Source organism: Clostridium sp., from assembly GCF_051654825.1.
GTDB lineage: Bacteria > Bacillota > Clostridia > Clostridiales > Clostridiaceae > Clostridium.
Map to the genome: position 1 here is coordinate 29,523 of NZ_JBOFYU010000007.1, position 16,100 is coordinate 45,622.

Genomic DNA, 16,100 nt, shown 5'->3' on the forward strand with positions numbered 1-16,100 from the left:
GAAATTTTTTCTACTACGTTATTATTTTTAACCTAAATCAAATTATTTTTTAGTTCTTATATTTATAGACATAGGTTTAGATACTTGTTCATTTACGTATCTAGCTATAACCTTAACTCCATATATAGTATTTCTTTTTAATTCATTTATAACATAACTATTACTATCAATAGATACACTATCTATTAGTTTTCCATCCATATATAAGTCATAAGCTACTAATCCATTCACATTTGATGGTTTCATCCAAGATATAGTTGCACTATTATTAGTTATTTCATCTACTCTTAAATTTTTAACCTTGTCTGGATTTATAATTAGAGAATCTTTAAATTTAGTTATAGCTTCTTCTAAACTTAAAATTACTCCACTTAAATCTTCTATGCTTAAATCATCGCTTATAATTATGTCTCTAGCTTCATTTATTACTAATTGTAATTTTGCCTTTTCATCATTAAATCCATTTATAGATTCAATTTCAGCTTCAGCACTATCTATTAAGCTACTAACATATAAACTTTTGTTCTTTACATCCTCTAGTTTATTTAATATGTTACTTGATGATTGGTCATAGGCTACTACTTCTTCTAAGCTTAAATCTATTTTATTATATAAATTAATACCATTATTTATAGCTATTTCTAATTCACTATATAGCTTTTCTTCAATAGGTAATACTATTTCTGGCTTAGCTAATAATTCTGCCTTTAAAGTCTCAACTTTTTCTAATAAAGAATCTACTTGTTCTAGATTTCTTCTATTATCAAATTCAGAATATAACTTAGCTACTTCACTTATATTTACACCCTTGCTATATAATCTTGCTAAAGCTATGTTTCCATCTAAAACTATACCTGCCCCACTTGAACTTGGGTCTCCCCCCACAGCAAAGTGAACATTAGGATGATAAACGCTTCCTGTTGCCGCTGCTGAAGCTACCTTTTCACCATCTAAGTATAAATCTAATGAACTTCCATTATATGATGCTAAAAGATGATAATATTTATCCTTTTCTAACTTAACTCCTACTCTTTTATATGAACCTCCTATATGAGCCCATATTTCAACAGTCCCATTTGATGTTGATTCAAATCCTATACCACCTGATTCTGTATTCATTAAAATACCTTGATTTTTTATAGTATTCATTTTGAATACAGTTTCTAAAGAAAACTGCTCTGTTACCTTATTTTTTTGTTCTTCACCAAAAGGAACCTTAACATAGTTATTATTTTTCCCACTTAATTTAACTACATCTTGATTTATTTCACTATCATACTCGACTTTTACGTCACCTTTTATTTCAGCATTTACTCCGCTTTCCGTTTTGTCCACTAAACTTTTGCTTAAAAAGTCAAAGTTAAACACATCTGCTCTAGGTTTTTCCACAGTTTCATCAATATCTAAGCTTAAAGTCTTTATAGGTGTTGATAAGTAATCTTCACTTACCTTTCCAAATGATTCAATAGCATAAACATTTAAGTCATATTCAGTATTACTTTTTAATCCATCTATTTTAAAGCTTAAACTATTAGGCATATTAGACCCAAAGTAAAACTCTGAAAAAGCTAATACACTTTTTTCCACAGCTCCTGTAGATTTATTCACAGCATCAATTTTATATGAATGAACAAAATCCTCATGTTCTCCTTGATCAAATGTAATACTAGCTGAATCTTCATTTATATTTGAAGCAGTAATATTAGCGTCAGCTCTAAAAAATGGTTTATTTCTCTCTTCGCTTCTTTCATCAGTATATTTAAAGTTTTCTTTTGAAGAAGGTAATTCTACAGTCCAATTTTCCTTTATAACTTCATCATTATGAAAATCTAATCTTTCTATATCTACCTTGTCTTCACTAACTCTTAAAATCATACCTTGACTAAAATCTGATGCATTAGGTGGAACACTTCCATTTATTTTTCCAGGCTCAAGCTCTGTGTAGCTAATAGCTGAAGTTCCTATACTGGTAAAGTCTCTTTGATGTATAGATCTTTCATCATTCATTGGATAATGTGAATGTCCTGAGAATGTTATTACTTGTGGATAATCCTTTAATACATCATATAATGCATCATTGCCCCAATCATCACTTCCATAAACAGTCCCCTTTATGTGCTGATGTACAGTTAAAAATATAGGTTTATCTCCTCCATCAGCTACAGCTTTATCTAATTCTGCTTTTAACCAATTAACAAGATTTGATGAAAAATCACCATGAGTTGATGAACCTTCCGTACTTACTTGAATAAAGTGATATCCTTCAACGACTTCATGAGTTTGTAAATCTGTACCTACTTGCTCCTTAAATCTTTCTTGAGCCATTTTTGGTGTTAACCCATTCCAATAATCATGATTTCCCATAACTGTTAAAAGCTTAGAATCCTTATTTCCGTACTTTTCATAAATAGAATTAAAAGCATTATACTGACTTATATACCCATTATCAGTTAAATCACCTGCAATTATTAATGCATCTGAATCTGGAGCCTCTCTATTAATTATTTCTAAGGCATTTTTAAACTTGTTTCCATAAGAGCTATTTTCAGTATTTAGCTGTAAGTCACTTATTACTGCAAAAACTAATTCTCCATTGCCCTTTGCTCCGACTTCTGTTAGTGCCATTACCTTAACAGGTGTTATTGATGTTACTACACTTAAAATAAGTGCCATGCTTATTAACCCTTTTATCTTTTTTAATCTTTTGACCATATTGCCCCCTTAAAAATTCTCTATTATTAATTTTTTATGAAATAAAACTATTCATCTATAAGATAACCTTTTTGTGTTAATTAATTATTGGATTCCCTTTATAACTTTGTAAAATTTAGTAAATAATTTTGAAAAAATATTTTTTATTATGTTTAAAAAAATTATAGTTGTCCATAATAAAGATATAAGAAGCAATTATCATTTTTTTATATAGATAAAAATCTCAATTCTCCTATTTAAATCAAAAAAGCAACTTCACCCCCTGAAGTTGCTTTTTATTTTGCTTAGAAATGAAAATATTTAATGATACCTTTTTTAGAAGATAATACTATGAATTAAAATTAATATATTTCAAATAATACTACTGTAAGGAGGGATTAAAGATGAGCGACCAACATAAACCTTATTTACCAAATGTAAGAACTGGATATAAACCAGAAGCACATTCTTTGGTTAGTCATGGTAAATGTAGTGGAGCCACTAAATTACCAAACCCAATAGAAGATCCTATTGTAGTAAATAATATTGTAAATGCTGAATTTGATTACACAGAACGTACGGATGTGGATAAAGATTTAAATGTTAATTCTCAAGAGTAATCCACAAAGCCTTGTATGAATCAAAATATATAGCATGGAAAACGTAAATTAACACTTATTTCTATTGATAATTCTATATAATTTTTTAGTATTTTGTTTTAATTAGAGTCCATAATTTTTAAGCTAACAAGTTTGAGATTAAAAACAAAATACTATAATAGTAGTGTATTTTAATCTATTGAAAATGAGTTAAGCTTACGTACGGCAATTGGTGTAGATGAAAAATCTTTTAGGTTTTAAAATTCACATCTTTACCTTACAAAAAATTTTATCTCTAGTAATTAAACAGAATTGCTATTTTCATGAACTTTAATAGGTAATATACCCTTAAGCATATTTAAATAGATTTAGTTCGAGTTTTTCTATTTGTGCTTAAATAAGTATATTAATGCTATACCTATTTATTAAAAAGCTAATTACTAAAATAACAAAAGTTCGGACGTATTTAGGTGAAGAAATTTTTTTCAAATAGGACACTGTACACTTAAACCTTAATTTAAGACTTATATCTAAATATTTGTAAGGAGTGATTTGAAATGTCTAATAATAAAAAAAATAGAACAGATGGAATTACCCCTTCTGTTGGAAAAAGATTTGCAACCCCAGTAAACTCAACTAATATATCAACATCTTTTTACAACTATTCATCTAAACAACAAATATCTAGAAAATCTAAGTCAAATCAACTATATTAATTAAATAAAGTGTTCCTTTGTGACACTTTAACTTACTTACTAAATAATTATTAAATTTACATTTACTAAAAATATCAGTATCTTGTTGTATCGTTAATTACAATTTAAATAAGCCTATAAATATTATATTTAGTTAGGCTAATTTACTCCTTCTACACTGTAGAGGGAGTTTCCTTTAAAAAGAACAGCCTATAGGAGGTTTTCTCTATGCTCAGTTTTTCAAAAAAAACAAAAAATAATATTAAGTCCTTTGGATATTATTTTAATGAAAGATATCCTGATAGAAGTAACTTAAACTATGTTGGAACTAATTACTGTGAACATAATCTTCTAAATAGGAAAGAATCTTGGAGATAACTGATTTTTTTCCTAATATAGCTTTTAAATTTTTATTCTTATAGTTAAAGGTGTTTCAATACGAAACACCTTTGTTATTTTTTATATTAATCCTAGCTTTTTTAAACCTTCATAAATTCCTTCATTTTCAACATTGTGAGTAAAGTCATATGCATGTTCCTTTAATCTGTCATGGTAATCACCCATAGCTATTCCATGTTTTACAGCTTGGAACATTTCTATATCATTTTCACCATCTCCAAAGGCATATGTATTTTCTCTATCTATATCTAACTTTTCTATTAGTTGTTCAACACCATAACCCTTAGTATATGCACTTACATACATTTCAAAAGATATTCTTGATGGGTGAACCATAAATGCAAAATCACCTTCATATTTTTCTATAATATCCCTATAAACTTCTTCATTATTTAAATGACCTATTATTTTATTACATCTTACATTTGACTTGTCCCATGTATCTGTAATTGAATCCTTAGAAATATTAGCTTGGCTAAGTAAATCCATTAACTCTTTAGCATCATAGCTAGATATATAACTTTTTTCTTTTCCTTCTAATAAGTAATCTATATTATTTTCTTCTAATAAAGTTAAGATTTCATTTAACTTATTATTTTCTATATTGTAATCAAATAAAACTTCTTCATCTAAATCAGCATAAGATCCATTACATGCTATATAACCATGAAGACCTAAATCTACTATTCCACTATCTATACAACTCTTTGGTCTACCTGTTGCTAACATAGTTAAATATCCATTTTCCTTTAATTTATTAATAGCTTCCTTAGTTTTATCACTAGGAGATTTTATTCCTTTAAAGCAATCTATTAAAGTTCCATCTACATCAAAAAATACTACACCCTTGTAATTTTTCATATTCTCTTCCTCCATTGTTAATTATCATTTATTCCTATTTACTTGATTGTAGTTTACTATATATACTTTATTTTTACAATCTTCTAAAAATTAATAATATAAATATACTATCTTTACCCTGACTTCCTATAATGATAAAATCACGTGCTAAATTTAACCTTATAAAAAATAAAAATCTACACTATCAATGCCTCTTTGCATTGATAGTGTAGATTTAAACTACAAAACATAAAGAATAAACTATTTTTAAGATAATCATATATTATAAACTTACCATAGTCACAAGTTGCAGTGATTTTATACATAAGTCTATAAAATAATTACTTAAATAATCACAACTATTTCTAACTCTCCACTATCTTTAGGAATCATATCTCCCTCTATCTTCTTCCCATTAATAGTAATTCCCTTTTCTTTTCCTCTTATCACTCTAATATTATATTTTTCTTTTTCGTTATTTATTTTTATTTCGTATTCATTCCAATCTTCTGGTATACAAGGCTCAATCTTATATCCTTTTCCATTAACTATCTTTAATCCAATAATATTTTCTATTCCAACCTTATACATCCAACCTGAAGCTCCAGTGTACCAACTCCAGCCACCTCTTCCTCCATGTGGATCTTTCAAGTAAACATCAGCTGCCATTACATAAGGCTCAACTTTATAATTCCTTGCTGAAATTTCTGTTGAAGAATGGTTTATTGGATTTATCATATTATAATACTTTACTGCCTTATCTTCTAAACCTAATTTAGTTAAGGCTAGAATAACCCATACAGCAGCATGTGTATATTGACCGCCATTTTCTCTAACACCAGCTACATACCCCTTTATGTATCCTGGTTCTAAGTTAGATTTATCAAATGGTGGTGAAAGTAATTTAATAATTCCCTTATCTTTATCTACTAAATACTTATCTACTGAAGCCATAGCTTCCTTTTCCCTGGCCTTATCTCCAGCACCAGATATTATAGACCAAGATTGAGCTAATGAATCTATCTTACATTCATCATTTACTCTGGAACCTAATGGAGTTCCATCATCAAAGTAAGCTCTTCTATACCAATCTCCATCCCAAGCATTTTCTTCTAAGTTTTCTCTAATAAATTCTTGGAATTTTATGTACCTCTTCTTTTTCTCATCATCCTTCATATAATCACAAATTTCATTAAAGCCATCCAATATCTTATATAAGAACCAACCAAGCCACACACTTTCTCCTCGGCCCTCATTTCCAACAGTACTCATTCCATCATTCCAGTCACCACTACCCATAAGAGGTATATTATGCTGCCCAAACTTTAACCCTCTTTCAATGGCTCTAATACAATGCATATAAATACTTTCTTCCTTAGTTACGTTATTCACTATTGTATATCTTTCATCTTCACCTGGATTTAAAGGGCTATCTTCTAAATAAGGTACCTTTTCAGATAAAACCCCATAATCCCCTGTTAAGTTTATATATTCTATAACAACATACGGTAACCAAAGTAAATCATCAGAAAACCTAGTTCTTATTCCTGAATTAACAACTGGATGCCACCAATGCTGAACATCACCTTCAATATATTGTCTTGAAGCACTTCTTAAAATTTGATCTCTAGTAACTTTTGAATTTAACATTCCTATAGACATTGAATCTTGAAGCTGGTCTCTAAAACCATAAGCTCCTCCTGATTGATAAAATGCTGTTCTTGAAAGATATCTACAGCCTAATGTTTGATACATCAACCAACCATTTAATAAATAATCCATAGACTTATCTGGTGTCTTTACTTGTATATTTCCCAGGAAATTTGACCAATACGCCTTAACATTGTCTAAGGCTTTATCTACTTCTTTTATATTTTTATACTTTTCTACTTTTTCTTTTATTAATTCCTTATTTTCTTCTTGACCTAATAAAACTACAATATCCTTCTTTTCCCCTGGACTTAGTTTTATCTTTGTCATTGATGCCAAGCAAGGATCAAGTACCCCGCCTGAATTATTTGAAAAGCTATCTAACTTTAATGCATATGGATGAGCTAAATCTTCTCCAATTCCTATAAACTCTTTTCTATCTCCAGTGAAACTTTGCCCTTCTCCACCCTGAATAGATAAATAAGCTTTTAGCATACCAAAGTATTTTGAATAAGGATTTTGCCCCCAAATGTAATCATTCTCAATATATGTGCTAATATTCTTAGCATTACTATAACTATGTACTCCTAATACTAACTGAGCATAGTAGAATAAGGATAATTCTTTTTCTTCAGATGATAAATTTTCTAATGATACCTTATAAAGCTTTACTTTTTCCTTTTTAGGACAAAATGCTTTAAGTTCTCCACGAATGTCATATGCAGTATGTTTAAATGTAGAGTAACCAAAGCTATGCTCTATAATATATTCTCCATCATCCCTTACAGGCTTAGGAGTTATACTAAAGTAGTCACCAGTACTATTATCCCTAACATAAAAAGCTTCTCCTACAGGGTCCATTACCCAGTCATTACTCCAAGGTGTTATCTTATTTTCTCTACTATTCCCACACCAAGTATAAGATGATCCCACCTCAGATATATGGAAGCCAAAATCCTCATTTGAAATAACATTGATCCACGGTGCTGGAGTGCTTTCATAATTATCTAACCTTATTACATAACTATTATCACTTTCTCTAAAGCCTCCATATCCATTAAAGAAGTCTAGCTTTTCCTTTTCAAAATCTCTGTTACTTCTTTCATTATGCCTACTTTTCTCTGAAGTATTCTTTTTTGAATCATATTTTAACATTTTATCTTTATGGTCAAATATTTTTTCATCACCATAATTTATTGTTCTACCAAGCTTCGCTCCTGATAGCTCCTTATGTCTAATGTAACTTATTTCTTCCCTTACTTCTGTTTCCTTTATTTGATTTATTAAAGTTCCATTAGATGAATCTATATAGAATTTAGCTATACCAACTAAGAAGTTTTTAACATCTTCACCCATAGTTGACTTATTGTGAATAAAAATTCCACCTGGCTTATTAAGGTAATCTCTTGATAATGAATTTCTAATAGATTCTCCTATGCTTTTTTGTAATGGCTCATCATAGGAAACTTCTTCTTCATTATATATTACAAGGTCAGCCTTTATCCCCTTAATTCTCCAATAATAATGCATATTTATTATTTGTCTTAATAAATCTATGTCATCATCATTTTTAATTAAAAGCATAACTATAGGCAAATCACCTGATATACCATAAGCCCATAAATTTTCTTGGTTCATATTAATATTTTTTATATAATCTTCTCTATCCCTTCTACCACTATGTAAAAATAATATATAAGAAGATAGCTTTTGATATAAGTTTGCTTGTGCAGATTTTATTCCCATATACTTTAATTCTAATTGACTAGAATGATTATATGATTCAATGGAGCTTTGTATTTTATTAATGGCCTTATATCTATCAGCTAAGGCTAAAACTTCACTTTTTGAATCACCTACTGCTGTAATATAATAAACTTCTCTTTCTTCTCCTCCATTAACCTTTATCCTCGTTCTTAAACTCATAATAGGGTCTAAAACTATTCCTATAGTGTTTTCTAGAGATTCTCCCTTATCCATCGCCTTTGGTGATTTTAAATCTCTATCTCTTCCTATAAAACTAATCCTTGATGTATCATAAGAAATACTAGGCTTTTCTTCACCATTTACTAATAAAGTATGTATTATATGTGGAGTTTTTCCTCCCTTTGCTCTTGCTCTTCTATTACCTATTAAGCTCTGTGAAGCTTCATCATATTCTGTGCTAATAAATAAATTTGAAAAGCTAGGATGAACAGCATCTCCTTCAAAGGATTGAAGCGTTACTTCTAAATAACTTGTTATATCTATTAATGCTTCCCCTTCACCTAGATTTTTAATAGTTAATTTTCTTATTTCTACATCATCTTCTGCTGAAATTATTACTTCTGAAGTAGTTTCTATCTTTTCATCTATTCTTTTAAATATTCCACTATCTAAAGTAAATTCTACCTTATAATCACTAGCTTCTACCTTACATGGCTCATATGTAGCACTCCAATATTTATTGCTTTCTACATTTTTTATATAAAAGAACATTCCTGTTGAATCTGATGTACTATCACCCTTCCATCTATATACAGTCATATCATCCTTTTTAGAATAGCCACTTCCTGTTTGAGTAATCATTGTTGAGTAACTACCATTTGATAATAATAATACTTCTGGATTTTCTCTCTTCCATCCATCTATTATTCTTGGAATAAACTTTTCTCTTTCTACAGTTACCTTATGTGTATTAATATCAACTTCTCTTTCAAATGTAATATTTTGAGGTATTTTTTCCTTTAGTAATATTTCAACAGCCTTTATTTCTGGTATATTATGAAATCTTTCTTGTAATATATTTTCATTTAAAACATTATCTAATGCCATTAATGACATTCCAAGATGATGAACCATATAACATCTTACTTCTTCATCTTCACCATCTGTTTTAACTCTAGACTTTGTATAGTCTATAGCTTCTATATAACCATACCTACCTGTTGCCCCTATTTTTTCTAATCTTTTCAAATTACTTATTGAAGCTTCTCTATCATATGGTAGTGCCATAAGTGTAGAATATGGTGAAACTACTAATTCATCTTCTAATCCTCTTTTTAATCCTACTCCAGGTACACCAAATGCTCTATATTGATAATTTTTATCTATATCAAACTCATAAAATGCAGATTCTGAAATTCCCCACGGAACCCCTTTTTTTTCTGCATAATCCCTTTGAGATTTTATTACTGAAGAATAAGTCAAATCTAAAAGGGTTTTATCAAAATTTTTCATTATTTGATACGGCATAAAATATTCAAACATAGTTCCGCTCCAAGAAACTAAGCTTTTATTTCCAAATGCCTTAGTCATATTTCTACTTAAGTTATACCAATGCTCTTTAGGAACTTCACCTCTAGCTATAGCTAAAAATGATGTTGCCCTTGCTTCTGAAGCCATTAAGTCATAATAAGAGCTTCCTAAAGAATTTTCCTCTAAGTTATATCCTATAGAAAATAAACCTCTTTCCTTAACATAAAGAACCTTAAAATCCATTTCATCCATTATACTTTTAATAGTTTCTGAAGCTTTCTTTATTCTTAAATTAAATTCTTCTAAGTGATTAAGCTTTTTCCCTACTACATTCCTTTTATTTTCATCAGCTAAGCTCTTTATACTTCTTAAGAATTCTAAAAGCCCATTAAGTGTTAGATTTTTTTCTTCTCCAAGCTTATCACTTAGTATTTCTTCTATTCCATCAAAAATATAATCATAAAAATCTATCTTAAATTCTAATTCATCCTTAGCTTTATTTAACCAATATCCCTTATTTGACTCTTCCTTATTATCTTTCTTAATATTATTAAAAAGTTCTTTTACTCTTAAAATCTCACTTTGTAATAACTCCCTATATTCATTTATTTCTATTTCATCAGGAAGGTTATTTTCAAGCTCTAAGCCATCATCCTTACTAATTAATTTATAAGTATCTCTTATTGCTAATACTTCATTTATTCTTATTAATGGTTTATCCCCGAAACCTTCCAACATATCTTTTATTATCCACAAATAACCTAACAAGTTTCCACTATCAACTGTGGAAATATACCTAGGCCACAGAGGCATTTGTGTCTTAGTATCATACCAGTTCAAATAATGACCATGATATTTTTCTAATCCATTCATTCCCTCTAAAATAAGCTCCAATCTATTAAGAACGTCTCCCATAGTTAAATATCCAAGATCATAAGCTATTAAGTTAGTTATTAATCCCATTCCTATATTAGTAGGTGATGTTCTATGAGCCACTCCTTTAAAAGGTTTTTCTTGATAATTATCGGGAGCTAAATAGTTATTTTCTTCATTTACAAAATCCTCATAATATGCCCATATCCTTCTACTAGCCCCTCTTAAAAACTCTAAATCATCCTCTTCTATATAATCTCTCTCTTCTTTATCTACTGTAGATATCTTATATGCCAATACAGGTGCTATAAACCAAAGTACTACTAACACTAAATTTGTAGCAGCTATTAATGATGAATTTCTTAATAAAAATACTAATATTAATATTGATACTACTGGAGAAATCCACATCCTCTTATAATAACCACCTAATGTATTAACAACTGATTTTTCAGCATCTTCAGCCGTTTGCCATTGAAGTAAACTCTTTCTTGATATAGTTAATCTAAATAATGTCCTTATTATTGCATCAAGCATTAAATAAGCTTGATAAGGAATAAAGCTAAGTATTAAAACTATTTGCTTAAAGCTTTTAAAGGTACCCATTAATCTATTTTTAGGGGTTACAACAAAATCTGTAACAGTAAATACTAATGGTATTATTACAGCTAAAAATAATAATATAGTTACTTGCCCTGCTCCCCTTAATGCTGTTAAAGTAAGCATTAATCCAATTAATAGACTTGGTGCTAATAAGCTTCTTCTAAGATTATCGAATATCTTCCATCTTGAAAGTGCACTAAGCTTTGATGAGAATAACCACGGCAACGTTTGCCAATCTCCTCTTACCCATCTATGTAACCTTTGACAACTAGATGCATAATAAGATGGATAACCATCTATTACTTCTACATCTGTTAACAAGGCACATCTTGCATATGAACCTTCTAATAAGTCATGTGATAATATAGTATTATCAGGTATTTCATCCTTTAAAGTATTATAAAAAGTATCTATTTCTAAAATTCCCTTTCCAGTAAAAATACCTTCTCCAAATAAATCTTGATATGTATCTGATGAAGCTATTGAATATCCATCAACTCCTGCTTCACCTGCAAATATCTTTGAAAAATATGTTTTATGCTTATCCTCTAGGTTTACACCTACCTTTGGCTGCATTATTCCATATCCTCTAACTACTCTTCCATTTTCTTTATACGGTCTATTTAATATATGCCCCATAGCTTCTATCATTTTTTTAGCTACTCCTAAAGGCAATATAGTATCACTATCTAAAGTTATTATGTATTTTGCAGGTTTTAAATGTTCAAATCCACTACTTATTACATTATATGTAGTATTTTTTTCTCCCTTTAACAAAGCCATGAACTCCATAAGCTTTCCACGTTTTCTCTCATACCCCATATATATTTTTTCTTTCTTATTAAATAGTCTTTTTCTATTTAAAAAGAAGAAATGCTCATTTTTATTATTAAAATATTTTTTATTTAATTTTTCAACTTCTTCTAATGCTACATTATTTATTTCTTCATCCTTTTCTTCCTTTTCATTTTTGCTATCCTTAAAGTCACCAAGTAAAGCAAAATATATATTTTCATCTTTATTTGCTAAATAATATAATTCTAAATGTTCTATTAGCTCCTTTGTTCTTTTTACTGATGATAATAGTGTTGGAATAACTACTATAGTTTGCTCCTGCTTAGGTATTCCCTTAGAATAATCCATCTTTGGAATATATGCTGGTGAAACTACCTTTGATGTGTTCCAATTAAATAATGCTATAGTTATTTCACTAGCCGGAATTATCATAATTAAAAATGCTATTATATATTGAGCTACATTAAAGTTTACTCCTATTAAATACATAAGAATTAATACACCTAATGAACTTAATAATGTTATAGAAGTTATAGTTCCTATAAACCTTCCTGTACTCATTTTATTAGTTATTTTTTCTTTAATGGAAAAACTTTTTAATAACTCATTTACTCCATCATCTATAAGATAATATCCAACATGGCTTTTAAATAATTCCCTTTCATTATTTAAATATCTATTAGATAATTCTAAAACTCTAGCTACTATTTCCTCTTCTGAAACATTTACTATTCTTGCTAACCTTTCTACCTTATGCCTATAGTAATCCTTAGTTTTAAAATCCATATTAGAATAAGTTTTCATTGGATCCTTATTTAATAAATGCTCTACCTTTGATGTATTATTAAAATAATTTTTCCAGTTTATTGAGTCTATTATTCTTAAAGAAGTAATTGTACTCCCTAAGTAAGTTTCAATTATTCCTTCTTGAATATGCTCTCTCTTTATTTTTTCATCTAGAGTTACATCGTTTCCTCCATCTGATCTTTCTAATACAAAATTATAAATTCTTTCATCTTCAATAGAATTGTCCTTTAATATTCTAAAGAACTTTTCTATAAATTCAGCTGAAAATAAGCCATCATGAAGAATCTTAGAATCACCTAAATATTTGTTATCTTTAACTTCTTCTTCAACCTTAACATGAAGAGGATACTCAGTTTGTAGCTTAGTCATTAACTTATCTAGCTTTCCATGATTATATGCATTAACCACAACATCTGCAAAGTCTCTAGCACCAGCCCTTTGCTTTTGCAGTACTACCATATCACTTGTTGTTTTCGCTAATTCTATTATTAATGCTATTCTTATCATTAAGGGAAATGCCCATAGCTCTCCAATAGTAAAGTTAATGCTTTTTCCCTTTATAAAGTTAATTATTTCCTCTTCTTTTATTATGCATCTATTATCATTTACATATTTTTTAGCTAACTCATATATTCTAGGTACACATTCATCATTATTAGATATTGGTAAATTGTCAAAATAACTTTCTGGCAAGTTAAATTTAATAGCCTTATATTCCTTTTCTATTAAATAAATATTATCTAATAGCCAGGCGCCACATCCAATAACCTCTTCCCCCTGTTTTATTAATTTATTTAGGTATTTATGATTATATAATATCCCTTTGAAAGCATTATTTAGTTCTGATATTACTGATTTTCTACAATTAGCTGAATTATTATCTTTCATAACTATACCTCTCTCTATTATTAATAATATGAGGTTATTATTCCCAAAATTTTTTATTTTACTCTCTTATACATAATTATGATATATTTGAACATAAAAAAGAGGAAATATCCCCTAATGATAAAATCATTTAGATATTTCCTCTTTTTCTTTTTTATCTTCATCACTATCAAAGAAGGTCTCCTTTAATACTAATAAAGCTAATAATATTAATGATACAAACATCACAATTGGCTTAGATAAAAATGCAATAACAAATCCTACCTTAGGTAAAACAGTTACTACCTTTCCTATAACATTGCTTGAAGGAACTACTTCTCTATCCTCAACATTGTTATTATCACCCTTTGTAACAAATCCTTTTTCTGTTTCTTCTACTATTCTATGAGTTACTCTATCCCCCTCATAGTTAAATGTAATCACATCATTTACTTTTAATTCTTCACTATCTACAGATTTTACTATTACTAAATCTCCCGGCATAATATCAGGTTCCATACTACCTGTTAATACTGTATATGATCTAAAGCCCACAATATTGTATATATTATCCGATCTAACAATAATATTATTAAGCATTAACAATATTACAAATACAACAACTACATAATATAAAACTTTACCTATTTTCCTTATTGTATCATTCATCTCTGTCCCTCACTAATAAAGCAAAGTGAAGCAAAATATATTTATTTTACTTCACTAATATTTAAATTATAATTTTTCTATTTCTATAGTTAATCCAGTATTTATTGCACTCTTAGATGTAATATCTAATCTTGTGCCTCCATCCTTTAACGCTATCATATATTTCTTAGTATCAAATTTACTTAATACAGTTGAAGATATCTTAGTCATAAGTTGCTTTTGTGTTTCATCCTTAATTGATAAGAATGTTTCTTCAGCAATTATACCTTCAGAGTCAGAAATCTTAACTTTAAACCTTCCTGTAGTGTTAGCTATACTGTTTATAGAAATACTTCCTCTTGTATTTTTTCCTGCTATAGTATTCTTAGCCCCTCCAAGTACGCATACTGATTCTTCAGTTTCCATAGTTGGTTTTAGTAATTTAGTGTTATCATCAAACTTAACATTAACCTTTGTTATTCCAAATTCATGGCTTCTTAATAAATTAATGTCTATATTAATAACTTCATCAACTATTCTTTGAATATCAGCTTCTGTGTACTCAACATCATAACAAAGATAAACTTCTAATGTATCTCCTACCCATTCTGAATAAGCATCAGTTCCATAAGTAGGTATTAATTTAATCATTTTTCCATTAGCAAATTCTTCTGTTTCTGCCTTGCTTTGAACATCAATATTCATAGTCACAATATCATCTTCTGAATTTATGAAGTTTAATTGTGAATTTGCAAATACACCTTGTATTGCACTAACTCCTGGAATTGATGTAGATAATATTTCAGCATCTGTAATACTTCCTTTGTTAGATACTATGTATCCTACACTTCCAGTTAACTCAAACTCATTTCCTTCATATAAATAGATGTCTTGTGGATTTATCTTATTACCAAATCTATCTTCAAAATTTTCTATTGATATTTTTGGTAAGTTTTTTTCTTCTTTATTTTTAGGTAATGTCCAATCTCCATCAAGTTTCTTTATAAAAAGACTATTTCCATTCATAGATACTTCTATATTTTCTGTAATATCACTATCTCCTGATATACCTTCTATAATATTTTCACTTTGGAAAAATAATCTTTTACTAAACTTAAGCTCTAAAACATTATCCTTTATACTAGCCTCTACTAACTCTTGAACTCCTTCTTCAGCCTCTAACTGGCCAATTGAAATCTTATTTCCTGACTCTATGCTTTGAGAAGTAAAGTAAGCATAACTTGAATAGGTACCTGCGCAAGCTATTGATAAACTTAATAATAATGCATATACTTTTTTATTTTTTATCATTTCCCTTACCCCCTACCTATTGCTCTGGAGAATTAATCTGATCTGCATTTATAACAATATCAAAATTAATTTCCGTATTTGAATA

The 16,100-nt window shown here is 28.8% G+C and carries 8 protein-coding genes; 3 read left to right on the plus strand and 5 right to left on the minus strand.

Annotated elements, in window-relative coordinates; translation table 11 throughout:
* Positions 1 to 42: 42 nt before the first annotated feature.
* A complete protein-coding gene (locus tag ACRDBA_RS00225) occupies positions 43 to 2,712 on the minus strand; it encodes a metallophosphoesterase (protein ID WP_438570939.1) in 2,670 nt (889 codons plus the stop codon).
* Between the two features lie 383 nt (positions 2,713 to 3,095).
* On the opposite strand from ACRDBA_RS00225, the gene ACRDBA_RS00230 reads away from it, so the two are divergent.
* The 3 genes from ACRDBA_RS00230 (at position 3,096) to ACRDBA_RS00240 (ending at position 4,363) form a co-directional block, all read left to right on the plus strand.
* On the plus strand, positions 3,096 to 3,311 hold the full coding sequence (locus tag ACRDBA_RS00230; RefSeq protein WP_438570940.1) for a hypothetical protein: 216 nt from the start codon (positions 3,096 to 3,098) through the stop codon (positions 3,309 to 3,311).
* A 536-nt stretch (positions 3,312 to 3,847) separates the two neighbouring features.
* Positions 3,848 to 4,006: a hypothetical protein gene (locus tag ACRDBA_RS00235; protein ID WP_438570941.1), complete on the plus strand. Its 159-nt coding sequence runs from the start codon at positions 3,848 to 3,850 to the stop codon at positions 4,004 to 4,006.
* 207 nt (positions 4,007 to 4,213) lie between these two features.
* Positions 4,214 to 4,363, plus strand: coding sequence for a hypothetical protein (locus tag ACRDBA_RS00240; protein ID WP_438570942.1), 150 nt, complete (start codon positions 4,214 to 4,216; stop codon positions 4,361 to 4,363).
* Positions 4,364 to 4,444: 81 nt separating this feature from the next.
* Here ACRDBA_RS00240 and ACRDBA_RS00245 read toward each other — a convergent pair whose 3' ends face one another.
* The 4 genes from ACRDBA_RS00245 to ACRDBA_RS00260 form a co-directional block, all read right to left on the minus strand.
* Positions 4,445 to 5,245, minus strand: coding sequence for an HAD family hydrolase (locus ACRDBA_RS00245; protein WP_438570943.1), 801 nt, complete (start codon positions 5,243 to 5,245; stop codon positions 4,445 to 4,447).
* Positions 5,246 to 5,569: 324 nt separating this feature from the next.
* Complete coding sequence (locus ACRDBA_RS00250; RefSeq protein WP_438570944.1) at positions 5,570 to 14,077, minus strand: GH36-type glycosyl hydrolase domain-containing protein; 8,508 nt, start codon at positions 14,075 to 14,077, stop codon at positions 5,570 to 5,572.
* A 126-nt stretch (positions 14,078 to 14,203) separates the two neighbouring features.
* On the minus strand, positions 14,204 to 14,725 hold the full coding sequence (locus ACRDBA_RS00255; protein WP_438570945.1) for a signal peptidase I: 522 nt from the start codon (positions 14,723 to 14,725) through the stop codon (positions 14,204 to 14,206).
* A 66-nt stretch (positions 14,726 to 14,791) separates the two neighbouring features.
* Positions 14,792 to 16,015: a hypothetical protein gene (locus tag ACRDBA_RS00260; protein ID WP_438570946.1), complete on the minus strand. Its 1,224-nt coding sequence runs from the start codon at positions 16,013 to 16,015 to the stop codon at positions 14,792 to 14,794.
* Positions 16,016 to 16,100: the final 85 nt, after the last annotated feature.

Bases quoted from the DNA above. Each gene is read 5' to 3' on its own strand.
- ACRDBA_RS00235 (WP_438570941.1), top strand. From the start codon at position 3,848: ATGTCTAATAATAAAAAAAATAGAACAGATGGAATTACCCCTTCTGTT.
- ACRDBA_RS00245 (WP_438570943.1), bottom strand. From the start codon at position 5,245: ATGAAAAATTACAAGGGTGTAGTATTTTTTGATGTAGATGGAACTTTA.
- ACRDBA_RS00225 (WP_438570939.1), bottom strand. From the start codon at position 2,712: ATGGTCAAAAGATTAAAAAAGATAAAAGGGTTAATAAGCATGGCACTT.
- ACRDBA_RS00250 (WP_438570944.1), bottom strand. From the start codon at position 14,077: ATGAAAGATAATAATTCAGCTAATTGTAGAAAATCAGTAATATCAGAA.
- ACRDBA_RS00260 (WP_438570946.1), bottom strand. From the start codon at position 16,015: ATGATAAAAAATAAAAAAGTATATGCATTATTATTAAGTTTATCAATA.
- ACRDBA_RS00255 (WP_438570945.1), bottom strand. From the start codon at position 14,725: ATGAATGATACAATAAGGAAAATAGGTAAAGTTTTATATTATGTAGTT.
- ACRDBA_RS00230 (WP_438570940.1), top strand. From the start codon at position 3,096: ATGAGCGACCAACATAAACCTTATTTACCAAATGTAAGAACTGGATAT.
- ACRDBA_RS00240 (WP_438570942.1), top strand. From the start codon at position 4,214: ATGCTCAGTTTTTCAAAAAAAACAAAAAATAATATTAAGTCCTTTGGA.